Raw genomic sequence first — 24,332 nt, 5'->3', positions numbered from 1 at the left:
AGAAGAGACGGGAGCAGGGACGTGTCTGTCATGCGCGATTGACGGTTCGGCAATAGAAATTGCCGGCCGCAATCGCGGATATCGATGTGTTCTGCCTCGGTCCCTTCGCAGGAATGGTGTCGGTGCGTTCTGTCGCGCCGTGTAAGGGGCAATCATGGCGTCGAATTTCAACAAGCATCAGGTGTTTTCGCGTTCCGGCGCTTTGCTGACGACGGTCAGCGCCGTCGCCCTCTTGATGTCCGCGCCGCTGGTTCATGCCCGTTCGCTCAACGGCGGCAGCGCTGGCGGAGCCGTCTCTGCACCGAACATTGCGGCCGATGCCGCGGCGCAGGCGGCGCGGCAGGCGGCTGCAGCAGCCCAGCAAAGCCAACAGTCATTGGCACGAGCAGCGCGCGCCGTGCAGGACATTCAGGCGGTGCAGTCTGCTGCGCGGGCTGCGGCAGCGGCGGCGCAGGTTTCTACGCGGGCACCGCTCGCGATCCCGAATGGCCTCGGAGCCGGTGGCCTGGATCAGGGAGGATATAACTGGAACAATGCCGCCGACACGCCGACCCAGAGTGTCGATGGTAACGGACAGACCCAGGTCAATATTCGCCAGCGTGTCCAACAGGCGATTCTGAACTGGGAAAGTTTCAACATCGGCGCGCGCACCACGTTGACTTTCGATCAGGGTGGCAACAGCAGCTGGGTCGCGCTCAACCGCGTTAACAACGCCACCGCGCCGAGCCAGATCCTCGGCAATATCAAAGCTGACGGCCATGTCTATGTGATCAATCGAAGCGGCATCATCTTCGGCGGCAACAGCCAGGTGAATGTCGGCTCGCTGATCGCCTCCACGGCCGATATCGACGATGCTCATTTCCGGGCGCACGGCATTTTCAGCGCGCAGTCGGGCAACAGCTGGATTCCGAGTTTCACCGCCGCAGGAGCAGGCGGCGTGGGCGCCATCGCCGGAAAGATTTTCGTGGAAGCGGGCGCCACGATCAATACACGCGCCCCATCGTCGGTGACGTCAGGTGGCGGCTTCGTCCTGATGATGGGCACCGAGGTGAGCAATGCCGGGTCGATCGGCACGCCAAAGGGACAGACGATCCTCGCTGCCGGTGACAGCTTCAATCTGCGCCAAGGTTTCACCACCGCCGGCAACGCAATCTCGACTACGCGTGGCATCGAGATCGCTCCGACCATCGCGGCGGGCGCTACCCGCGGTATTGTCGGCAATAGCGGTCTCATCTTCGCGCAACAAGGCGATATCACGCTGGCCGGTCGCACCATCACCCAGGATGGCGCTCTGATCGCGACCACGTCGGTGAACACGCGAGGGACAATTCACCTCCTGAACGCGACCAATGACGGCGATGGCAGCATCACGCTCGACGCCGGCAGTCTGACGGCCATCCTGCCCGAACTGGACAGCAAGGAGACGGCACTCAACGGGCAACGCGACGCGTTGATCGCCGCCTCGGCCACCGCCAATGCGCAGCGCGCGGCGCATGCGGTGTTCAACAATCTGTCGCTGCTGGCTGATCGTCAGGACCAGTCGCGCATCGAGATCGTCACCGGCGGCAATATCGTCTTCAAGGGGAATTCGTACACGGCTGCGCAAGGCGGCCAGATTGCGGCAACGGCAGGCCAGCGCATCTTCACTGAAGATGGCGCGCGGCTTGACGTGTCCGGCGTGCGTAACGTCGCCCTGACGATGGAATCCAACAACGTCAAAGTCAACGTGCAGGGCAACGAACTGCGCGACAGCCCGCAAAATCGCGATTCCGATACGCTCAAGAACAACGACGTCTGGATCGACGTTCGCACGCTGACGCTGGTGCCGGATGGCACCGGTGGTTACAACGGCGATCGTTACTACACGGCTGGCGGGCTGCTCGAAGTCGGTGGTTATCTCACCAACACGGCGCATGGGATCGGCGAATGGACCGCCGTGGGCGGCACCATCACGCTGTCGGCGCCAGAAGTGATCGCGCAGCGGGGCGCGGTGTTCGACATTTCCGGCGGCTCGCTCGACTATGCCGGCGGCTGGCTGCGCTCCACCAATCTGATCGGCAACGACGGTCGCCGCTACAGCGTGGACAACGCGCCGGGCTATCTCGGCTATGCCGGTTATGCCGGCGGCTTCCGCCGCACGCATAACATCCAGGGGCAGGCAGACGAGCGCCTCACGGAGATCTGGACGTCGGTCTTCGATCGCGGACGCACCTCGCTGCGCTGGGAAGACGGATACACCGTCGGTCGCGATGCGGGCCGGCTTAACCTGTCAGCAGCGACCAGCATGATTTCAGCGACGATCGTCGCCGATACGGTTGCCGGCACCTATCAGGCGAACAAGCGAAGCAGTGGCATCACAGATGGCTATAAGGCGACCCAGACCACACCCGCGCAAAACGGCACGCTGGCGTTCGGGCGATACACCAGTCTCGGTCGAACGGGCGTGTTCGATACGGATGTCCGGATCGGCGACATTTCAGATGTCACGGCTGGTCTTGATGCTGGAAGCGCCACGCCTGCAGGTCGTGCCAATACACTTTGGCTGGATGCCGGCTGGCTGAAGCAGCAGCAGCTCGGCGGTCTCGATTTGGCAACAAGCGGCAGCATCGTCATCGACAGCAATGTCGAAATGGCGGTTGGCGGAAAGCTCAATCTTGTTGCGCCAATTATCGATATCGCGGCGAACATCACAGTGCGCGGAGGCGATATCACCGCGAGCAACTCGTTCCGGCCGGACGTCCGGGGCGGGACGACAGTTGTCCTGACGACACCTGGCGGCACGTCGCGTATCGATGTGCGCACCGGTTCAACCCTCGATGTGACCGGCTTGTGGGTCAATGCGCTCCTGAACCGCGACGACTACCTCAAGGCGGCCTATGTCGACGGTGGCGTTGTCCTTCTTCAAAATTCTCGAGACGTGTCGATTGCATCAGGAAGTGTGATCGACGTGTCGTCGGGGGCCGCGCTTCAGGCCAATGGCACGTTGAAGGGCGGGGCAGCTGGCAATATCACCCTGGAGGCGGGCATCGGCAGCTCGACAGGAGATTTGCAACTCGATGGCCGGTTGCAAGGCTTCGGCGTGTCGGGCAGCGGAACGCTGAGACTCGGCTTCGGTCGAACATTGACGATTGGCACCGATCTCGATGCCTCGCTTTTCCGTAGTGGCTTTGCGAATTATGAAGTCATTACGCGCGGCAGCCTGACGGTCGCGAGCGGGACCCATATCGAGGTCGAGCGACCGGTCTATCGCCCGAGTGATCGTGCTTTCGATGTCGCCACTGGCGCACCGGCATCCGCAGCCCTCGAGCTCTGGACGCCGCCCGTCTACACCGAGAATCCGCGCACCGGGCTGTTGGAGCAGCGTGACGGCGCCAGCGTGCTGCTCCAGGCAGGCAATGCGTCCTCGATCGCAAGCGCCACAGTGCTTCACATTGCCGACATGGCGGCGATCACGGTCGATCCCGGCCAGGCGATCACGTTGCGGAGCGCTGGACAGTTGACCGTCGATGGTCGGCTTCAAGCGGCCGGTGGACGTATCGAATTGGGTGGCGTGGGCACTAACACCGTCGCGGCAGCCGGCACGTCGGTCTGGATCGGCGAACGTGCTGTGCTCGATGTGGCGGGCCGCGCGGTAACCGCGCAGGATCTGAGTGGTCGGCGCTACGGATCGGTTGGTGCGGGCGGAAGCATCCTGATCGGCAATCGCGTCAATCCTGAAGACGGCAGCATCGCAGGATCCAGCCTGTTCGTTGTCGTGCGCGAAGGCGCGCTGCTCGATGCGTCAGGCGCCCATGCAGTTCTGGATGTTGCCGGTCGCGGCGCCGTCGATGTGACCAGCAATGGCGGCGAGATCGTGCTGGCGTCATCGAACGGCCTCTATCTCGACGGCACCATGCGAGCTCAGGCAGGTGGAAAGGGCGCAGCTGGTGGTAGCCTGACGGTCGGGATCGGCAGTCAGGTGGTCGTTGGCGGCACCCCCGAGCGTATACGGCGCATCCGCGAACTGATTGTCGCGGAGCGCCAGGGGCCAAGTCTGCTCCCGCAGAACATCGATCCGTCCGCTGCTGCCGATGGTCTGGTCTACGGCCATGCACGCCTCGGCGTCGACAAGGTCAGGGACGGCGGCTTCGATACGCTGACGCTGCACAGCAGCGGCATGATCGCCTTCGACGGCAATGTGGATCTGTCGCTCGGCCTGGCGCTCAACCTTTATGCGGGTTCGCTCGGCTGGTCGGAGGGAGCATCCGCGAACAGTCATGTCAAACTCGCCGCATCGATCATTCGCGTGGCTGGCTCTGATCTTTCCAACTCCAACGTTCCGATTGATCGGACCGGCATGCATTACGGTGACAGCAAGCTGCAGACATCTCAGCAGGCTGTTACCGGCAGCCTGGAACTCAAGGCCGGTTTGATCGACGTCGTCGCAGGCTCCGGTTTCGGCACGGGTGGTCGGTTGACGATCCCCGGCATCACCAGCGCGAGCAATCAGATCATCGACCGGCGAGGCTTCGATCAGGTGTCGCTGATCAGTTCGGGCGATCTGCGCTTCGGTTCAGGCCGCGCCTATGTGACCGGCGGTTTGAATCTGGCGGCGGCGCAGATCTATCCGGTGACGGGCGCCAATGCGACGATCATTGCCGGTTGGCGCGGCAATAGTGCCGATTTCGATCCGGCTCGCATCCTGACCATATCACGTACGACCGGTGATATCCCGAACATGCCCTATTCGGCGTTCGGGCAACTGACATTGGATGCCGCGAGGATCGATCAGGGCGGCATCATCCGGGCGCCACTGGGCACCATCAGTTTCGGACGTATCGCGAGCTATTCGGCAAAGAACGTGAACCTGCTTCCGAGCAGCATCACCTCGACGAGTTCGCGCGGCCTGGTCATGCCATATGGCGGCACGGTCGATGGCATCGACTGGCTCTATGACGGAAACAAGGTTGCGCTCGAAGGCGCGGTATCTGCGACGCGTGGCGTCTTCCTCTACGGCGAGTCGGTCGATGTCCGGGAAGGCGCATTGATCGACCTGTCCGGCGGCGGCGATCTGAAGGGGGCGGGCTTCGTGTCGGGACGCGGTGGTTCCGTCGATGTGCTGCGCAATCCGCTCATCGCGGCGAATCCGGCGAATGGCTATAGCGCCGACGGCAATGCAGTCTATGCGATCGTGCCAAGCCATGGCGCAGGCTATGCGCCGGTCACGCCGGAAGTCGGCACTGGAAATCCGCTGGTCGGTCAGCAGATCACGCTTGACGGCAGCATTCCGGGCCTTCCGGCCGGCACCTACACCTTGATGCCCGCGACCTATGCGTTGTTGCCAGGAGCTTTCCGCGTCGAGATCCCGACTGCGGCTGACCCGCGCGGCCTTGCCGGAAACGCGGCTTTGCCAAACGGCTCCTATATGGCCAGCGGCCGGCTGGGTTTTGCCAATACTGCGATCAGGGACAGTCTCTCCCGGCAGGTGATCCTCACATCGGCCAATGTCGTTCGCACGCTTTCGCAGTTCAATGAAACGACCTACGCGCAGTTTGCTGTGGCGGATGCGGCGCGTCTTGGCACGCCGCGAGCGATGATGCCGCTGGACGGCAAGAGCCTGCACCTCTATTTGCGGCCTGGCGCCGGTACCAATGCGTTGCAATTCGACGGCGCGGTCGATTTCAGCGCCGCAACGGGCGGCTATGCGGGATCGGCAAATGTCACCGGCGTTTCGGCAAGTTCGTTCGAAATTCTGGCCGCGGGACAAAGTGCGACGGCTGGCTTCAGCGGCGTCTCGCTTTATGCAGACGATCTCAACGCGCTGGCGGCCAACCGGTTGACCATCGGTGCGACAGCCGAGGTCAGATACGGCCAGCAGGGCAACTATTTCACCTTCCTGCAAAGCTCGATGAACGCCAGAAACATTATCCTGCGCGAGGGCACCTTGCTCCGCGCGGCCGAAGTGCTGCTGGTCCAGTCCGGTGCACAAGGCGCGATTACGATCGAGGCAGGCGCCGGGATCAGCACGTTGGGAATGGGCGCGACGCCATTCGATTCACGCGACGGCTTCATCTACACGCCGCAGCCGACGTTGAATGCCGGCGGCTCGATGCTGGCGGTTTCCAATGGCGTGATCGAAGTCCTTCCCTCAAATGCAACGGTTACATCGCAAGGCGCCATTCTGATTGGGACGTGCGGGGCGAGTGGCAATTGCAATGCGCCGACGACCTTGTATTCCGAAGGGACGATCGCGTTTGCAACGACGAACCGGTTCGAACTCGGCGACAATGTGCGTTACGGTACGCGAAATCTGTCGATCGGTGTGGGGGCGTTGAACATCGGCACCAGCGCGGCACTGGCGGCGGCGAGCGCCGCGGGCGTGTTGCCATCGGGCCTGATGCTGAACCAGGAGGTTCTCGACCGGCTGTTGCGTGGCGATGTTTCGGCCGGCGCTCCGGCGCTGGAAAGCCTCAAGCTGAACGCCAGTTCGGCCGTCAACATTTTCGGCACTGTGACGCTCGACACTTACGCGGCAGACGGCACATCGCGCATCGCCAATCTGGTGTTCGGCACGCCGGCGATCTACGGCGCGGGCAGCTCCAGCGATGTCGCGACGATCCGTACCGAAAATCTGGTGTGGAGCGGCTTGGCGCGGACACCGGGCTCGGTCATTGCAGGCGGGGCGGGCACCGGGCAGGGCGCGCTCAACATCGATGCCGAGCGCATCACCTTCGGTTATGGCCCGAATGTACAGATCAGCGGGATCGAAGATGTGGGGCGTCTCGCGCTCGGGTTCGCTCAGGTGAATCTCAATGCCAGCGAGCGCATCACCGCCAATCACAAGGGAAGCGTCGCGTTCTATCAAAGCCAGGGGGCCTATGTACCGGGCGAGGGCTATTCCTATACGGGCGGCAATCTGACGATCTCAGCGCCGCTGCTGACCGGCGAGGCCGGATCGGTGAACAGCATCACGGCGGGCGGGGCGATCAGTGTCGTGTCGAACGGCGCGGCAGGCACAATCCTCGGCGCGGAAAGCCTTGGAGCCAAAAACCTTGGCGCCGAACTGGCGCTGACCGGCCAAAGCGTCACATTGGCGAGTGCCGTGGTGCTGCCGTCCGGCCGCTTCACGGTCAGTGCTACGGGCAACATCGTACTCACGGATGCGGCACAGCTCGATCTGTCGGGCCGCGAGGTCAGCTTCGATGACGTGAAGAAATTCTCCTGGGGCGGCGATGTCGTTCTCGAAAGCAAGGATGGCGACATCACCCAACATGCAGGCGCGGTGATCGACCTGTCGGCGAAGTACAATCACGCCGGTCGCCTCACCGCGTCGGCGCTGGGGAGCAGTGCGGGCACTGTCGATCTCGCCGGCCGCATTCTCGGCTCCGCGGGCGGGCAATACGATGCCGGCGGCACGCTGGTGCCGTACCGTGCGGGTTTTGTCGATATCAGGGCGCAGCATCTCGGCGGCACAGGCACGCTCAGCGACAGGTTCGCGGCGCTCAACGCGCGTCTCAACGACGGCAACATGACCGGCGGCCGCGGCTTCCAGCTGAAGCAGGGTGATCTCGTCATCGGTAATGAACTGCGAGCCAGCGAGATCAACGTCTCGCTCGATAGCGGTCATCTGACGGTCACCGGTACGGTGGATGCCAGTGGCGCCGAAGTTGGCATCATTCGCCTCGCAGCGAAGAACGGACTGACCATCGCCGGCAGTGCGTTGCTCGACGCACATGGTACGATTCTACGCGTCGATAGCTACGGCAAGATCATCGATAGCCCGAACCGGGCGATCGTGGAGCTGAGCTCCGGTACGGGGCGGCTGACCCTCGCATCCGGCGCGCGGATCGACTTACGCCATGGCACCGCTGCCGCATCCGGCACCGGTCCGAGCCAGCACGACGGCGTCGCGCGCGGCACGCTGGAGCTCAATGTGCCGCGCCTTGGCGGTGCAACGAGCGGAGATGTGGATATCGACGCCAGCGGCAGCATCACCATTCAGGGCGCGCGCTCCATCGCGGTCAATGCGGTGCAGCGCTACAGCGATGCCGCCTATGGCACGGACCCGGCAGCAAGCGGGCGCCCATATCAGCAGATCACCCAGGCCTATCTGGATCAGAAACACAACGAGAGCATACTCTTCGTCGCCAACGCGCTCGGTAGCAATGCGCTGATGAACGGCAAGCTCGCCGGTCTTAACAACGCCGCTTATCGAGACGCTTTCCATCTCCGATCGGGCGTCGAGATCGTCAGTGCGACCGCAGATGGCGACCTCGTGGTGGTCGGCGATCTCGATCTGTCCGGCTACCGCTATCAGGGCGTCAATCCGAACTTCCAGCGCTCCGGCATCTACGGCTCGGGCGAAGTAGGCAAATTGACCATTCGTGCCGGCGGCAATCTCGACATCTACGGCTCGATCAATGACGGCTTCGCGCCGCCGCCGGAAACCCCCGATAATGATGGTTGGCTGCTGCGTCCGGGGCTTCTCTCTTACGGCGGCGACGTCGTCGTGCCGAACGGCAACGTGACGCTTGCCGATGGCACGACCTATCCCGCTGGCCGCGCGTTGAACTACAATCTGCCGATCAAGGCGATGACGGTCCCTGCGGGCACGCAGCTGCCTGTCGAGGGAGTTCTCAACGGCAGCATCACGCTTCCAGCCAACACGATTCTCGCTGGAGATATCTTCGCCGCCAATGGCACGACGCTATTGTACGCCAAGGGCACGCGTCTCGCCGTTGACGTGACGCTCGCTGCCAATACCCGTCTCGGCGCCGGTTTCATCGTTCCCGTCAGCGCATCGCTCCGCGCCATGATCTGGCCGAAGGGCGTGGCGCTGCCTGCGGTCGCGACGATCAACGGCGATGTGACCCTGCCCATGGGAGGCCTCATTCCCTCCCAGGCCGATCTGAAACTGCCGGCTGACGCCATCAAGGTGAATCTCAGGCCAGCTGACTCGAACGGACGTCAGGGCGCCAATTGGGCGGTTGCCTCGATGCTGCCCGCCGGCTCGCAATCCTGGTCGATGCGCTTCGTCGCCGGTGCAGACATCGAGGCCGCAGATACCAGGATGCTTCGCCCGCGCGATGCCAATGGCCATCTCACGCTTGCCGATACGCACTTCTCGAAAGTCGATCGGTTCGAAGGCGGCGGCGTCTGGTACTGGGCGGAGGGCAACTATATGAGCGGCGTGCCCGGCACGCCGGTCGATGATTGGGCGCTCGACCCGGATTACAATGTCTGCTTGCAGGAACCCGGACAATGCGTGAAGGTCTCGTGGCTGTGGGCTCCCGGTAATCAGTTTAGCGGCACGCCCGGCAAGCCAGTCGATGAGTGGGCACTCGATCCCAGCTACAATGTCTGTCTAGCGGAAAGCGGTCAGTGCGTCAGCATCGGCGGCAATGGCGTTCTCGCCGAAGTGAATCCGATCACGCCGATGTTCAGCGTCCTGCGCACCGGCATCGGTGATCTCGATATTGTCACCGGCGGCAATATCGCGATGCGCTCGTCCTACGGTGTCTACACCGCGGGCACGCAGTCGCGGAACGTGGATCCGGTCTTCAGCGCCCCCCGTGTCACGCGGAACGGCTCGGTTCTGGGCGATGGTGCCTCCGACTATGAAAGTCTCGTCAGTGGTGCCGATGCCACTTATCGCGCCTGGTATCCCGAACTCGGCGGCAACCTGCTGCTGAAAGCCGGCGGAAATCTCACCGGCGATTCATGGACGCAGGGCGGCGTCTTCGGTGCCGAAGGAAGCCGGCACGGGCAGAATTCGAGTGCGGATCCGGCCAACTGGCTGTGGCGGCAGGGGGATGTCGCCGGCGCTGCGAATGGCGCGGCGTGGTGGATCAATTTCGGCAGCTACGTTGCCGGGCGGAACGACACTCAGCCGTTCAGCGACTATCCCTATCTTGTCGGCTTCACCGGTTACGGCACGCTCGGCGGCGGCGATCTGCAGGTCGATGTGCGCGGCGGCGCCGGCACCATCGACGTGCTCAGCCCGGGCCGCGTCGATACCAAGGTGTATCCGCGCAGCCAGGGGCTTGTACTGGCCGTCGCTTCGACCGGCCGCGTCAATGCCAATGGCGAATTGCTGTTGACCGGCGGCGGCGACATGGATGTCCGCATCGGCGGCGGGATCAATCCGAACCGGTTCGCGCATATGGAAATGGTCCCGGGCTCGAGCAATCCGACGCCCGAATATCTCAACCTGGGTTTGAGCGGTCTCGCTGCCAATCTGCGCGGTCATGCCGCGATCCAGGCGGGGGCGCATGGCAATGTCGAGCTTCGCTATGGTCCGTTCGCGGCATTCCAGGATCCCAAGGAAGTGCGCGCCTACGATCCGTTCACGTCGACCTGGGCGCTGGCGGGCGGCGGTTTGATGCTGATGCCGGGCGACTCCACGTTCAGCCTGACGTCGCGCGGCGATCTCGTCGCCGGAGGTGTTTGGGACGGTGGTCGCCTGCCGAGCATCGATCCTGCGGTTCGTGGGTCCAATCCCTGGTTCAGCCTTTGGACGGACCGGACCTCGATCGATCTGTTTGCTGCGGGCGGCAATCTCACACCGAGCATTCAACTGGGCGAGGCCGGGTCGGAGATTGCTCCCAATGCGATGGCGGGTGCGACCGGCGCACGGTTCGTTTATCCCGCGATCCTGCGCGCCGCCGCGCCATCAGGCAGCATCTATGCAGGGGCCTCCGCGGTTCGGCAGGGTGGCAAGCCTCTGGGCTACTCGCTCATGCTGGCGCCATCGCCGTATGGAGAGCTTGAGCTTCTCGCCGGCAACTCGATCTATGCCGGTGGCCACGCGATCACACGGTCGAGCGCGGATGTATCGGTTGTCCCGACCCCATTTAACCCGGCGACCATGAGCAATCTCAGTCCGCTGGCTTTCCAGATGGCCAACAACATGTTCGCCTTCGGCCCCAATACCGCTTCCGGTCTCTACGATCTGCAGCCGGCGCGTTTCTATGCGCTGTCGGGAGACATCGTCGGCCTTCGAACGGGCGAGGTTCTGACAAGCTTCACCGACGCCCTGAACGGCCGAACACTTTACGAAGCCGGCGGGCCTGTCTGGATCAAGGCCGGTCGTGACATCGTCAACAGCGGGACCAATATCGGTCAGTTCACCTATATGCCGACCACCGGCATGGGCGGTCGCTCCACCGGCAACCTGATCGCCCACTCGTCCGAGACGGATGTGTCGATCGTGTCCGCGGGCCGTGACATCATCTTCAGCTCGTTCGATATCGCCGGCCCCGGCACGCTCGAAGTGACGGCTGCACGCAACATCCGCCAGGAAGATCGCGGCGCGATCACCTCGCTGGGATCGATCATCGCCGGCGACAACCGACCCGGTGCCAGCGTGTTCGTGGCGGCGGGCATGTCGGACGCGAACTGGGCTGCGGTTCGCACGCGCTATCTCGATCCGGCGAACCTCGCCAATCCAGACATGCCGCTGGCGGATCAGCCCGGCAAGGCTGTGAAGTCCTATGGCAAGGAACTCGCCGACTGGCTGAAGGCCCGCTACGGGCACGACGGCAGCGCCGAAGAAAACCTCGCTTATTTCGACGCCCTTGCGCCGGAGCAGCAGCGCATCTTCCTGCGCGAGATCTATTACGCCGAACTGCGCGCGGGCGGGCGTGACTACAACGATCCGACGTCGAAGCGCTTCGGCTCCTATTTGCGTGGCCGCGAGATGATTGCGACCCTGTTCCCGGAGAAGAATGCGGACGGCAGTGCAATCGTCCGCACTGGCGACATCACGCTGTTCAGCACGGAATATTTCGAGGACGTCTACAATCCCGTGACCATGGTCAATGACAGCGTGCGCCGCACGCGCGACGGCTCGGTGCGGACCTTGTTCGGCGGCGACATCCAGATGATGGCACCGGGGGACAGGTGATCGTTGGCGTCGAAGGCGTGGTGCCGGGCGCCACAGCGGGACTCGTGACGCAAGGCAGCGGGAACATCCAGATCTATTCGCAAGGAAGCGTCTTGCTCGGCCTGTCGCGTATGATGACGACCTTCGGCGGTGACATTCTGGCGTGGTCTGCGACTGGCGACATCAATGCCGGCCGCGGCGCCAAGAGCACGATCCTTTACACGCCACCGCGCCGGACGATGGACATGTATGGCAATGTCACGCTGGCACCGGTGACGCCGTCCTCGGGCGCCGGCATCGCGACGCTCAATCCGATCCCGGAAGTGGAGGCCGGCGACATCGACCTGATCGCGCCGCTCGGCACCATCGACGCCGGCGAGGCCGGGATCCGCGTCTCGGGCAACGTCAATCTTGCCGCACTGCAGGTGTTGAATGCGGCGAATATCCAGGTGCAGGGCAGCAGCGCGGGCATTCCTGTCGTGCAGGCGCCGAGCATCTCCGCTGCATTGTCCACCTCGAATGCCGCCGCTGCGACCCAGCAGACAGCGACCCCGACGCAGTCAGCCAATACACAGCCATCGGTGATCATCGTCGAAGTGCTCGGCTATGGCGGAGGCAGCGGGGATGACGACGAAAGGAAGCGTGAGCAGTTGCGTACCGAACCGCGCGATGAGCGCCGCACGCAAAACCCGAACAGTCCGGTCCAGGTGCTCGGCGCCGGCAGACTGGAGCAGGCGGCGCTGGATCAGCTCACCCCGGAGGAGAGGCGTCGGCTCGTTCGCTGATGCGCTGGTGACCCTGAAAATCGTCGATGAGCAATTGTCTGATTGCTCATCGACACAAAGACGCAAAATACGAATGAGTGATGGCGGGGCGCTCGACGTTCCGAATGTCCGCTCCTGGCGGCAGCGCTGGCGGAGCCGTGTCTGCACCGAACATTGCGGCCTGCCGCGGCGCAGTTCCCGGCCTAGCTGACAGACCCTTCGATGTGTCGAAAGCCGGTCTCGGCTTCGAATTTCATGCGTGCGTGAGCGGCAGTGACGTCGTGTGCTTGATCTCTTCGATCACGAACATGGACGTTACGTCTGCAAGGTCTGCGCCCTTGATGAGTGTCTTATAGATATGGTCATAGCCGTCCATGTCGGACACGACCACCTTCAGCAAATAGTCGGTACTGCCCGCGACGCGGTGGAATTCGGTGACTTCCGGGATTTCGCTGACCAGTTTGTGGAAGTTCTCGAACCAGTCGAACCGGTGCTCGCGGGTGCGGATCGAGATGAAGACAGTGAAACTGAGATTGATCTGCTTCGGCTCCAGAAGCGTCACCCGCTTCTTGATCACCCCGCGCTCCTCAAGTCGCTGGATCCGGCGCCAGCAGGGTGTCGAGGTCAGGCCGACCCGCTCGGCCAGTTCGGCAACGGACACGGTCGAATCCTCCTGGAGATGCGCAAGGATTTCACGATCGAACCGATCCAGCTTTTCTCCACGTGACATGAGTATGAACATCCTCAATCTGATATCAGAGAGGAATAATATTGCAGGTAGCGTGCATAAGCCAGCATGATTTTGCAAATTACGCCCGCATTTCAGGATGTATATTTCGCGCATTAGAACGACGAAAGTGCTGGAAATGCGATTGTTGCCGCGGCGGAAGAAGCCTTTTGAACTCGATACGCGCCTTGCCCATACCGGTCGGGCGCCGTCAGAGCATTGCGGCATGGTCAACGTACCCATCTACCGCGGATCGACCATTTTGTCGGACACGCTCGAAGACTGGGAATCGAAGAAGACCCAAGACAATCCGATGGCCAATTATGGCCGTTTCGGTTCCCCACTGACGCGGTCGCTCGAGGCGGCTGTTTGCGACCTCGAGGGCGGTTATCGGTCGATCCTGTTTCCGTCCGGTCTGTCGGCCTGCACCCATGCTCTGTTGGGACTCCTGAAGGTCGGGGACCACCTGCTGATCAGCGACAGCGTCTATGGGCCGACGCGGATTTTCGCCGAGCGGGTGCTTAAGCGGTTAGGGATCGACGTCGAATATTTCGCGCCCAGCGACACCGCCGATCTGATCGCCCGGTTCAAGCCCGCGACGCGCGTTGTCTTTGTTGAATCGCCGGGCTCGATGACATTCGAAATTCAGGACATTCCGGCCATCGCCGAGGTGGCGCATCGGCAGGATGCGTTCGTCGTGCTCGACAATACTTGGGCGACGCCGCTGTTCTTCAAGCCGTTCGAGCACGGCGTGGATATCTCCATCCAGGCCGCCACCAAATATATCGTGGGACATTCTGATGCATTGCTCGGCATCGCCACGGCGAATGAGCGGGCGTGGCCGGCGCTGCAGGCCGCCGCGCATGACTTCGGCGAGACGGCCGGTCCCGACGATATCTTCCTCGCTTTGCGCGGGCTGCGCACTTTGTCGGTGCGCATGAAGCAACATCATGAGAGCGGGCTGCGGCTGGCCGAAGCCCTGCAGGCGCATGCCGCCGTTGCCCGGGTCATACATCCCGGCCTGCCGCACGATCCGGGTCATGCGATCTGGCAGCGCGATTTCCGCGGCGCCAGTGGTCTGTTCGGCGTTGTCCTCAAGCCGATGTCGCGCAGCCAACTGTCGATACTGTTCAAGAATTTCAATCTGTTCGGCATCGGCCTGTCATGGGGCGGCTTCGAGAGCCTAGCGCTGCTGGTCGATCCGCCGAAGCGATGCGTACCCACTGGCGGATGCGATGGGCCGCTGCTCCGGATCCATGCGGGACTGGAGGACGTCCAGGACCTCATCGAGGACATGTGCGGCGCACTGGATTCCGCGCTTTGTGTCGAAACGGCAGCATAGCCGTAGCGCAACACCATAGGGGAGGATCTGGAATGGCTGTGGTTTCCGAACTAGCGCTCGATCATCTTGGTCTTGCCGTTCGCGATCTCGAGAAGGCGAGGGCGGCCTTCGCCCGGCTGGGTTTCAATCTGTCGTCGCGCAGCATGCATGCCGGCTCGGTCGTTCCCGGCGGCCCGGTGGTGCCGTGGGGATCGGGCAATCACTGCGCCATGTTCCGGCGAGGCTATTTCGAACTGCTCGGCCTCGTTGATGATGCGCTTCCCAGCAACGTCAAGCAGATGGTGTCCACCTATGAGGGGCTGCACATCGTTGCACTTGCGTGCCAGTCGGCGGACATCATGCAGGCGGAACTGGCCGCGCGCGGTGTTGCTGCGGCGAAGCCGATCACGCTCGAACGGGATGCGGCATTCGGCGCATCCGACGAGGATGTCCGGCGCGCTCGGTTTCGCAATGTCTATCTCGATTCGCACGATTACCCGGATGCGCGCTTCATCGTGATCGAACACGACACGCGGGAGGTGCTGTGGCAGCAGCATCTCATGCTGCATCCGAACGGCGCGGAAGAGCTTCGTTCCACGTATCTGGTCACAAACGATGTGGATTCAGCATTGAAACGTCTGGCGCTGGTCATGGGCCCGCCGGTATCCCAGAATGACGCATATCGTTTCGCGATGGCCCATGGCAGCATCTGGGTCATGACCGAGGCGACGATGCGCGCGGTCTCTCCTGTGGCGAACGGTCATCCCGTGAACCGTGTCGGCGCCGCGTGCATCGGCGTAAGGTCTCTGCCGGATTTGAAGGCGCATCTCGATCGCAACGACGTACCGTTCGTCGCCGGAGCATCGCTGGACTCCGACGATTCCATCTGGGTCGCTCCGACCGAAGCGAGCCACAGCATTCTTGTTTTTGTTCAAACGGCGTGAAGACGAAGGAAGAGGCAGATGAAAGCTGCAGTTATCTATGAGCACGGCGGTCCGGGCTCGATCAAATATGAAACCAATTTCCCCGATCCGAAGCCTGCTTCCGGCGAAGTCGTCATTAAGGTTCACGCTGCCACGCTGAACTATCACGACGTCTTCACGCGCAACGGCATGCCCGGCATCACGGTGCCAATGCCGATGATCATGGCGCTGGATTTCGCCGGCGAGATTGTCGAGGTGGGTGAGGGCGTCGAGGGCGGCTGGAAAGTCGGCGATCGCGTCATGATCGATCCGTCGGATCGCAAGACGTTCGGCGGCGTCCTAGGCGAAGCGCGCCATGGTGGCCTGGCCGAATATTGCGCCGTCCCGGATCATCATCTGGTGCGTCTGCCCGACGATGTCAGCTACGACGTCGCGGCCTGTCTGCCGGTGGCCTATGGCACCGCGTGGCGCATGATGGTGACGATCGGTAAGGTGAAGGCCGGCGAAAAGGTCCTGGTGCTCGGCGCATCCGGCGGCGTCGGCACATGCTGCGTGCAACTCGCCAAGCTCGCAGGCGCCGAAGTGGTCGCTGCGGCGTCGAGCCCCGAGAAGCTCGCGCGCCTGAAAGAACTCGGCGCCGATCATGTCGTCGACTACAAGAAAGACGATTTCATGAAGTGGGTCTTCGCCGAATTCGGCAAGCCCCATCGTCGCCTCTATGAAAAGGGCATGGATGTCGTCGTCAATTTCACCGGCGGCGATACCTGGGTGAAGTCGCTACGCACGCTGCATCGTGGTGGCCGCATTCTGACTTGCGGCGCCACCGCCGGTTACGATCCGAAGGAAGACCTGCGTTTCATCTGGAGCTACGAACTGCAGATTCTCGGCTCCAACGGCTGGGCCCGCGACGACCTGACGAGCCTGCTCGATCTCGTGCGCGGCGGCAAACTGAAGCCGGTCATCGATCGCACCTATGGTCTCGCCGACATCAACGATGCGTTCAAGCACATGGAAGACCGTCATCTGTTCGGAAAGGTTTTGATCAAACCATGAGCGGATCCGAAGTAAAAAAGCTTCAGAAGCCTGATATCGAGGCAATCTTCGCAAGATCGCCTTTCATCAACTTCATGAATCTCGAAGTCCTGCGCGTCGATCACGACAAGAGCGAATTTGCCGTGCGCATGCCGCTGCGTCCCGAATACGAACGCCGGGAGGGAACGCAGCAATTTCACGGCGGTGCGATCGCCGCGCTGATCGATGTCGTCGGCGATTTCGCCATCGGCATGATGGTCGGTGGCGGTGTGCCGACGATGAATCTGCGGATCGACTATCTTCGCCCCGGAGTTGGCGCGTTTCTTGAAGGTGTTGCAGTCGTACGAAAGACAGGAAGAACGTCGGCGGTCATCGACATCGACATCTTCTCTGAAGACCGCAAACTGGTCGCGATCGGTCGCGGGACGTACGTTCCCATTACAGGTTGAGAGAACGGGGTATTTGCATGAGCACGTTTCGTTTGAGACTTTCGCGCCTGTTGCTGGTGACAGCAGCATCCGCCTTGATGGCCGGGCAGGCGAGCGCCGCATCGACCAAGATCGTGTATGGCAACGTCACCGAGATGACGTTGTCGCAGGTGCCCATGGTCGCCGCCAAGCGGCTCGGCTATTTCGCCGAAGAAGGGCTGGATGTCGAACTGATGGGCTTCAAGGGCACCGGCACGCTGATGCCGCAGATGCTGGCGAAGCGCGTCGACATCGGCTATCCAAATCCCGACACGCTGATCCTGTCGCGTGCGCCGGGCAAGGAAAAGCTCCCGATCAAATACTTCTACAACGCCACCCGTAGTTCGGGATGGGAGTTCGCCGTCCTCGACGACTCACCACTCAAGTCGTTGAAGGATCTGAACGGCAAGACCGTCGGCGTCGGCGCGATGACCTTCGGCAATGTGCCGATCACCAAGGCGGCGTTCAAGGATCTCGGTGTCAACGCCACCATGGTGCCTGTCGGCGTCGGGAGTGCCGCCTTCCTCGCCCTCACTAGCAAACGCATCGACGTGCTGAACCTGTTCGACGCCCAGCACGCGACGCTGGAAGCAGAGGGCACCAAGATCCGCCGTCTGCCACAACTCCCGCGTTACGAGGCCCTGTTCAGCAATGGCTTCGTGGCGCATGAGGACATGATCCGCGACAAGCCGGAAGTGCTGGCCGGTTTCGGTCGCGCCATCGCCAAGGCGACGGTGTTCTGCGAGGCCAATCGCGAGGCCTGCGTCAAACTGTTCTGGAAGGAATATCCGAACACCAAGCCGAGCGGCGACGAAGCGAAGGTCCTCGCCGATGGCGTGAAGATCTTCTCGGCGCGCTTCGACAAGATGCTCAGCTTCCCGACCGGTAAGCCGCGCCAGTGGGGCAGCTTCGACCAGAAGGTCTGGCTTGATTTCGCCGAGGCCCTGCATGAGGGCGGCCAACTCGAGCCGAAGACCGTCGATGTGGAGAATTGCTACACCAATGCGCTGGTGCCAAAATTCTCAGACTTCGATGCCGCGAAGATCGTCGCCCAGGCGAAGGCCTTCAAGGACTGATCCAATGATGCACGAACGGGGAATCAAGGTGGGCGAGCCAGTCTTCCAGACCAAAAATCTCGATGTGACGTATAGTTCGTCGCGCGGTAAGACGAAGGCGCTCGAAGACTTCACGACGACGCTCGAAAAAGGCGAGTTTCTCTCGATCCTCGGCCCGTCGGGTTGCGGTAAATCCACCTTGCTGAAGGTGGCGGCGGGGTTGCTGCCGCCATCCTCCGGCGTGGCCGAACTCGATGGTCGGCCGATCACCGGTCCCCGCCGTGACGTCGGTATCGTATTCCAGCAGGCGACGCTGCTGCCCTGGCAGAATGTGATCGACAATATTCTGCTTCCGATCCGGACCTTAGGCATGGATCTTGACAAGGGCAGGGCGCGTGCCCGCGAATTGCTCGAACTGATGGGGCTGGAGAAGTTCGAGAAGCACTATCCGCACGAACTTTCGGGCGGCATGCAACAGCGTGTCGGCATCGCGCGCGGACTTGTGCATGATCCGAGCCTGCTCCTGATGGATGAGCCGTTCGCGGCGCTCGATGCGATGACGCGCGAGCATATGATGGTCGAATTGCAGCGTATTTGGATGGATACTCGGAAATCCGTGATCTTCATCACCCATTCGATTCCGGAAGCCGTGTTCCTGTCGTCGCGGGTGCTCGTGCTGTCGCCACGTCCCGCGCGCATCATGCGCGACGTCAATATCGAACTGCCGCTGCCGCGCACGGAAGAAACCATGGGCCTGCCGGCATTTGCCGAACTGTGTGCAGAACTCCGCGCGATGTTCTCGCCGCGCGCCAAGTGAGAGTAAGTGAGAGATAGCATGAACGAGCGATTGAAATCTGTCGTCTATCCGCTGCTCCTGCTGGCCGTGCTGCTGGCACTATGGGTCGCCGCCGTTCGTTATTGGGGTGTACCGAACTACGTCCTGCCGCCGCTCGACAGCGTGATTGCAGCCCTGAAGCGTGGCTATATCGACGGCGCCTATTGGAAGGATTTCGGATTTACGCTGTCGTCTATGATGCTCGGCTATATCGGGGGTGTTCGCTGGCCTTCGTGATGGGCGTGCTGTTCGCCGAGTTCCGCTGGCTGGAGCGTCTGCTGTATCCCTTCGTGCTCGGCCTGCAGTCGATGCCGAAGGTGGCTCTGGCGCCGCTGATCCTGGTCTGGTTCGGTTTTGGCCTCGGCTCGAAGGCCGTCATGGTGGGCCTGGTCTGCTTCTTCCCGATGTTCATCAACACGGCAGTGGGTCTGAAGGCGACCGATCCGTCGCTGCTCGACCTGATGCGCGCGTTTTCGGCGAGCCGCTGGCACGTCCTGACCCGGATCAAGATTCCATCGGCGGCCAGCCATATTTTCGCCGGCCTGCAGATCTCGATCGTACTTGGCCTGATCGGTGCCGTCGTTGCCGAATTCGTGTCGTCCTCTGAAGGCCTCGGCTTCTTGATCAATGCGGCGACCACCACGCTGGACACCAGCACCATGTTCGCGGCACTGATAAGCCTCGCCGTGCTCGGCATCGGCGGCAGCCAGATCATCAAGATGCTGCAGCACAGGTTGGTCTTCTGGGACCGCAGCGGCGGCATGAAATCGTTGTCCGAATAACCGCGTCGACATCCGCAACCGCAGCCTTACATCATTCAGATATCATCGAAGCAAGTCACGCCATGTGGAAGAATCTCGGTAAGCTCGTCGATCCCTCGAAGAACCAGCAAGCGGTCGCACTGATCGACTGTTCCGGCGGAGAGGCGAGGGAATTTTCACATGGCGACCTCGATCGGTTGTCGGATGCGTGCGCGCGCGGGCTGGTCCACAAGGGCCTTAAGCGCGGCGACAGCGTCGCGATCATGAGCGTCAATCGCGCCGAGTTCATCATCGCTTATTTCGCGATCATGCGGGCCGGGATGATCGCAGTGCCGGTGAACCACAAGCTGTCCGCCGATGGGGTCGCTTTCATCCTCTCCGATTGCTCGGCGAAGCTGGCCTTCGTCGATGGCGACCGTGCATCGCTCGTTCCCGGCGGTCTGCCGACCGTCCGCCTCGACGGACCTGAATGGGACGCGTTTCTGGATCCCGGCCCGTTCGACACTTTCGAGCCGCCGCATGGCACCTGTGCGATGATCCTCTATACGTCCGGTTCCACCGGCCGGCCGAAAGGCGTGCAACTCTCTCATGACGGCCAGATCTGGGCGCTGACGATCCGCGTGGCCGCCCGTGCCTCCTTCGAGGACGAACGCCTGATCGTGGCGGCGCCGCTGTTTCACATGAATGCGCTTGGTTCTTGCAAATTCGCGATCTGCGCCCATGCCAGCGTGGTGCTGATGCCGCAGTTCGAGGCCAAGTCGTTTATCGATGCCATTGGCCGGTTCGGCGTTACCTGGATCACCTCGGTGCCGACCATGATGGCCATGCTGACCCGTGAGACGAGCGCGCTGGCCGGCATCGATACGTCGCGAGTCCGCTATGTGCGCATGGGTTCGGCCCCCGCCACGCAGCAGCTCTATGATGCGGTTCATCGCACATTCCCGAATGCCGGTGTCGCCGGCGGATATGGCACCACGGAAGCGGGGCCGATCGTGTTCGGGCCGACGCAAAATCGCACGCTGCCGGGCGGTGATGGTCTCGGCTGGCCTTTGAAGGATGTTGAAGTACGCATCGTCGATGTGGACGGACATGACGCTGCCGAAGGCGAGCTCTGGATGCGCACGCCGGCCAATATGCTCGGCTATCTCAACATGCCGGAAAAGACGGCCGAGGCGCTGACCCCGGATGGCTGGTACAAATCCGGCGACGCGTTCCGCACCGATGCGGAGGGCTGCTATTATTTCGTCGGCCGCGTCGATGACATGTTCAATTGCGGCGGCGAGAACATCTATCCCGGTGAGGTCGAAAAGGTCATTGAGCAGGTCCCGGGCGTCATGCAGGCCTGCGTGGTGCCGGTACCGGACGAACTCAAGGGCCAGAAGCCGGTCGCCTTCGTTGTACCCCGGAAGGACGCCGATCTCTCCGAGAAGGCCATCAAGGACTATGTGCTGGCGCATGCGCCCGCCTATCAGCATCCGCGCCGTGTGTTCTTCCTGGACGAGTTGCCGCTGGCTGCCACCAACAAGGTCGATCGTCGCCAACTCTGCGAACGCGCCGCACGGTCCATCTGATCGCGCCTTGGAATCTCTGCAATAGAAAGGAACGCTGGTGGATCTGTCAGACGTCAGAGCATGGCGGCATCACCTGCACGCCCATCCCGAAACCGCTTTCGAGGAGTTTGAGACGAGCCGTTTCGTCGCCGAGAAGCTGCGCAGCTTTGGCCTCGAGGTGACCGAAGGCATCGGCGGCACTGGTGTCGTCGGCGTCAAACGCGGCACCGGCGGCGGCCGGACCGTGTCGTTTCGTGCTGATATGGATGCACTCGATATCCAGGAAGCCAATCGCTTCGCGCATGCATCTCGCATCCGCGGCAAGATGCATGCCTGCGGTCATGACGGCCACACGGCCATGCTGCTCGGCGCCGCCCGTCATCTCGCGCAGCGCGACCTGTCCGGTACGATCCAGTTCGTCTTCCAGCCAGCCGAAGAGAACGAAGGCGGTGGCAAGCGGATGATCGAGGATGGGTTGTTCAAGCGCTTTCCCGCCGATGCCGTTTTCGGAATGCATACGCGACCCGGCCTGGACATCGGCAGTTTTGCGCTGCGTAGCGGGCCTTCGATGGCATCCTTCGATGTCTTCGAGATCACAATCGAAGGAAAGGGCACCCATGCGGCCCGCCCGCATTTGGGCGCGGATCCCATCGTTGCGGCTGGCCAGATCATTTCAGCCGTCCAGAGCATCGTCAGCCGCTCCGTCGATCCGCTCGATGCGGCCGTGGTCAGCATCACCGAGATGAAAGGCGGCGCGTCATGGAACGTTATTCCAGACAGCGCGGTGCTGCGCGGAACCACGCGTGCGCTCGATCAAGGCGTGCGCGACCTCATCGAGGCCCGGCTGCGGTCGGTCGTGAGCAGCATCTGCGGCGGTTTGGGATGCGTTGCCAATATCATTTATGACCGGCGTTATCCTGTCTTAGTCAACACGCCGGAATGGACTGCAGCCTGCGGCGAGGTCGTGCAGAGACTAGTCGGCACGGATCGGGTGAAAAAGGAAATTCCCGCCACCATGGGCGCCGAGGATTTCGCCTTCATGCTGCAGGAAGTGCCCGGATGCTACTTGTGGATCGGAAACGGTACGATGGAGCGCGATCGCATCCTTCACAATCCAAACTTCGACTTCAACGACGACGCTCTCCCTTTCGGAATCGACTATTGGGTTGCTCTGGCAGAGGCGGTAGCAAAGTGAATGCTATAATCAGCGTCGCAAGAGTTGCATCGAGTACCGAATTATTCCCCTAAGAGTCTGTCTCAAAATAACGCCTTAAAAGCCAAGGATGCGGCATTGGTCCGTTGGCAGGCGATGGATTCCTATCGTTCAGAATCGCCGAGCGTTTTGAACATTTCCGCTGAAGCAATCCGATTGTTTACTCTCGTGGCACCTCCGTAAGATTTTGAAATAACTCAACATCATCTTCGGTCAGACACCTGGAATGAGGCGATGGCTGGTATTGGGGCGCATGGCGGACATCGGCTTCAGCCGATCACCTACCAGCCCTTGACCTGCCATTTTTAAAACAGGCCTAATCGCGCTGTACTGCTTCTACCCTGATGCCATCCGAACGGCCAGACGGCCAAAGGGACAGCGACGTGATGGTCGCGCCCGCCCACAGTCTCCCGCTTGTCGTAAATCTGCAATGAGGCGCGCCTAGTTTCCGCCGCGTTTGTTGGCGGCGTGACCGGAGCCGTCGCAGAGACTTATCGGCGCAGATCCTGAGCTGCTCCTCGCCGGTTGAGCAGTGAGAATGCCTCAGCGAGCCGACATCGCCAGTAAGCCATTTCCAGACTTGAAGCGGAATGGGGCGAAGCGCAGGGGCGCGTCGATCTCGGGCGGCATCTACGGCGCCCTCCTGCTCGCGCACGCCGCCATAACGACCTGCGTGGCCGCAGAGCCGATGTTTCATTTCTCGATTGCCGCGCAACCGCTTGGTTCGGCGCTCATTCGCTATGGCGATGTGACTGGCAAAGAGGCGCTGTACGAAGGCGGGGTCGTGGACGGCCGGTTCTCGGGCGGCGTCGAGGGGCGCGCGACGCCAGAGGCGGCATTGGCTCAGATGCTCGTCGGAACAGGTCTGACAGCGCGTTTCGTTGCCGAAGAGACATACGTACTGGAACCAATTCCGGAGCGACGATCAGGGCAGGATCGCCCGGATCGGCGCTATTATGCGCTTGTGCAACAGGATGTTTTGGAGACGCTTTGCCGGATTCCTCATGCGAGGCCGGGCCAATATCGCCTCGTCACGGTGTTTTGGATTGCGCCGGACGGCACGGTGCAGGATTTTCTCAAGCTTGGGAGTGTTGGACAGCCTGAGACTGACCACGCCATCAACAGCGCACTGCGTCGGATCCACTTTCGGGAGCCGCCGCCGGCGGGCTTCGTTCAGCCGATCCGTCTGCTGTTCACGCCGCAATCACCGGGCGCCAAATCCGATTGTGACGCCACTGAGCCCCATCGTCGCGCGCAGGGTGGCGTGCGATGAGCGGTCTGGCGAAAACGGTGATGCGCCGGCTGTTCAGCGAGGATTACACCGATCTGAAAAAGCGGTTGACCCGGCGGCTTGGTTCAGCCGATCTCGCCGACGAGGCGATGCACGACGCCTGGATCCGCCTCGCCACGGGGCGGACGGACAGGGAGATCGCGCGACCGGAGAATTATCTGTTCCGCACCGCGCTGAATGCGGCCATCGATTTGCACCGGAAGGAAAAGCGGCACCGGCGAAGTGTCGAGCTCGATCTGGCTCTGGAAATCCCGGATGACAAGCCGACGCCGGAAGAGGAGATGATTGCGAGGACCGAGATCGATGCGTTCGAGACCATCGTGTCCGAGCTTCCGGCGCGACAGCGTGCGATCTTCCTTGCGGCGCGCGTGGGAAATATCCCGCATGACGTCATCGCCAAACAGATGCGGATCACGCGTCGGACGGTTGCCAGGGAGTTGGTCCGTGCCCACGAATATTGTTTGTCGCGTTGCAAGGAATTGATGGGCTGAGATGTCACATTCGGCGCGGCATAAACGTCTGAGCTAATG

The 24,332-nt window shown here is 62.0% G+C and carries 15 protein-coding genes; 14 read left to right on the top strand and 1 reads right to left on the bottom strand.

Going from position 1 to position 24,332, the window contains the following annotated elements; genetic code table 11:
- Nucleotides 1-154: 154 nt before the first annotated feature.
- Nucleotides 155-11,884, top strand: a complete 11,730-nt coding sequence (locus tag RPMA_RS15460; RefSeq protein ID WP_211908377.1) for a filamentous hemagglutinin N-terminal domain-containing protein — start codon at nucleotides 155-157, stop codon at nucleotides 11,882-11,884.
- Nucleotides 11,881-12,648: a filamentous haemagglutinin family protein gene (locus RPMA_RS15455; RefSeq protein WP_211908375.1), complete on the top strand. Its 768-nt coding sequence runs from the start codon at nucleotides 11,881-11,883 to the stop codon at nucleotides 12,646-12,648. The genes RPMA_RS15460 and RPMA_RS15455 overlap by 4 nt, the downstream gene beginning before the upstream one ends.
- A 232-nt stretch (nucleotides 12,649-12,880) precedes the next feature.
- Here RPMA_RS15455 and RPMA_RS15450 read toward each other — a convergent pair whose 3' ends face one another.
- Complete coding sequence (locus tag RPMA_RS15450) at nucleotides 12,881-13,339, bottom strand: Lrp/AsnC family transcriptional regulator (protein WP_211913681.1); 459 nt, start codon at nucleotides 13,337-13,339, stop codon at nucleotides 12,881-12,883.
- Between the two features lie 241 nt (nucleotides 13,340-13,580).
- Here RPMA_RS15450 and metC point away from each other — a divergent pair, with 241 nt between their 5' ends.
- From metC to RPMA_RS15390, 12 genes are all read left to right on the top strand, one after another.
- Entirely contained in the window at nucleotides 13,581-14,696 is a 1,116-nt protein-coding gene (gene metC / locus RPMA_RS15445; protein WP_249225213.1) for a cystathionine beta-lyase, read from the top strand.
- A gap of 32 nt (nucleotides 14,697-14,728) precedes the next feature.
- Complete coding sequence (locus RPMA_RS15440; protein ID WP_211908371.1) at nucleotides 14,729-15,619, top strand: VOC family protein; 891 nt, start codon at nucleotides 14,729-14,731, stop codon at nucleotides 15,617-15,619.
- Nucleotides 15,620-15,637: 18 nt separating this feature from the next.
- Nucleotides 15,638-16,651 carry a zinc-binding dehydrogenase gene (locus RPMA_RS15435; RefSeq protein WP_211908363.1) on the top strand — a complete coding sequence of 338 codons (1,014 nt, stop codon included), beginning with the start codon at nucleotides 15,638-15,640 and terminating at the stop codon, nucleotides 16,649-16,651.
- Nucleotides 16,648-17,079 (top strand): PaaI family thioesterase, encoded by a 432-nt coding sequence (locus RPMA_RS15430; protein ID WP_211908361.1) that lies wholly within the window; start codon nucleotides 16,648-16,650, stop codon nucleotides 17,077-17,079. Before RPMA_RS15435 ends, RPMA_RS15430 begins: the two co-directional genes overlap by 4 nt.
- 17 nt (nucleotides 17,080-17,096) lie before the next feature.
- Nucleotides 17,097-18,173, top strand: a complete 1,077-nt coding sequence (locus RPMA_RS15425; RefSeq protein WP_211908359.1) for an ABC transporter substrate-binding protein — start codon at nucleotides 17,097-17,099, stop codon at nucleotides 18,171-18,173.
- Between the two features lie 28 nt (nucleotides 18,174-18,201).
- A complete protein-coding gene (locus RPMA_RS15420) occupies nucleotides 18,202-18,969 on the top strand; it encodes an ABC transporter ATP-binding protein (RefSeq protein WP_249225212.1) in 768 nt (255 codons plus the stop codon).
- A gap of 18 nt (nucleotides 18,970-18,987) precedes the next feature.
- Nucleotides 18,988-19,224 carry a hypothetical protein gene (locus tag RPMA_RS15415; RefSeq protein WP_211908355.1) on the top strand — a complete coding sequence of 79 codons (237 nt, stop codon included), beginning with the start codon at nucleotides 18,988-18,990 and terminating at the stop codon, nucleotides 19,222-19,224.
- Nucleotides 19,224-19,769 carry an ABC transporter permease gene (locus RPMA_RS15410; RefSeq protein ID WP_211908353.1) on the top strand — a complete coding sequence of 182 codons (546 nt, stop codon included), beginning with the start codon at nucleotides 19,224-19,226 and terminating at the stop codon, nucleotides 19,767-19,769. Before RPMA_RS15415 ends, RPMA_RS15410 begins: the two co-directional genes overlap by 1 nt.
- A 62-nt stretch (nucleotides 19,770-19,831) precedes the next feature.
- Nucleotides 19,832-21,319, top strand: coding sequence for a class I adenylate-forming enzyme family protein (locus RPMA_RS15405; protein ID WP_211908351.1), 1,488 nt, complete (start codon nucleotides 19,832-19,834; stop codon nucleotides 21,317-21,319).
- A 37-nt stretch (nucleotides 21,320-21,356) separates the two neighbouring features.
- A complete protein-coding gene (locus tag RPMA_RS15400) occupies nucleotides 21,357-22,493 on the top strand; it encodes a M20 aminoacylase family protein (protein ID WP_328516519.1) in 1,137 nt (378 codons plus the stop codon).
- Nucleotides 22,494-23,049: 556 nt separating this feature from the next.
- Complete coding sequence (locus RPMA_RS15395) at nucleotides 23,050-23,784, top strand: secretin and TonB N-terminal domain-containing protein (RefSeq protein ID WP_211908349.1); 735 nt, start codon at nucleotides 23,050-23,052, stop codon at nucleotides 23,782-23,784.
- A complete protein-coding gene (locus tag RPMA_RS15390; protein WP_211908343.1) occupies nucleotides 23,781-24,293 on the top strand; it encodes an RNA polymerase sigma factor in 513 nt (170 codons plus the stop codon). Before RPMA_RS15395 ends, RPMA_RS15390 begins: the two co-directional genes overlap by 4 nt.
- Nucleotides 24,294-24,332 lie beyond the last annotated feature (39 nt).

It is taken from the genome of Tardiphaga alba (genome assembly GCF_018279705.1).
In the GTDB taxonomy this organism is placed as follows: domain Bacteria; phylum Pseudomonadota; class Alphaproteobacteria; order Rhizobiales; family Xanthobacteraceae; genus Tardiphaga; species Tardiphaga alba.
This window is presented reverse-complemented; position numbering and strand designations above follow the sequence as displayed.